Annotated in this window: 1 protein-coding gene; it reads left to right on the forward strand. The window is 56.6% G+C overall.

Features of this window, described 5'->3' with window-relative positions; translation table 11 throughout:
* A partial coding sequence (locus D7X55_RS46405; RefSeq protein WP_233610453.1) for a hypothetical protein occupies positions 1-318 on the forward strand: 318 nt, incomplete at its 5' end.
* Between the last annotated feature and the right edge of the window lie 131 nt (positions 319-449).

A 449-nucleotide genomic window follows, 5' to 3' on the forward strand; every position in this document is an offset into this window, starting at 1 on the left:
GACGACACGAATGCACAAGCTGCAGCCGCACTTGCGGCGGTTCTCGATTTTAGACCTGTGACGACCCAAGACGCCCTCTCGCAAACCTTGGGTGAGATCGGGAAGCTGGTCGAAGGTCTCACCGGACTGGAGGACGTTCATTACACTGTTGAGACACCAGAAGGTCGCCGAGTTCGCTCAATCCGGTCACATCTACCAACTGTATCACCCCAGCGTTTGACGGATCACGAGCAGGCAGATCTTGAGGCCTATATCGCTCGATATCTGCCACCGGACGACCCTCGCGAGGAACACGCGCCACGAGGACCGCGACTGTGACGATCAGTAAGTTAGCAATCCTCAACGCTGTGAAAGCAGCCATTTCGCGTGCTAAGGCGAGCGGGTCTCCCTACGCGCAAGGAAAGGCTTACGAACTTCGGGTGCTGCTTAGGCTTCTGCGAATCATCGAT

This window comes from Corallococcus sp. AB049A (genome assembly GCF_003668885.1).
Taxonomy (GTDB): domain Bacteria; phylum Myxococcota; class Myxococcia; order Myxococcales; family Myxococcaceae; genus Corallococcus; species Corallococcus interemptor.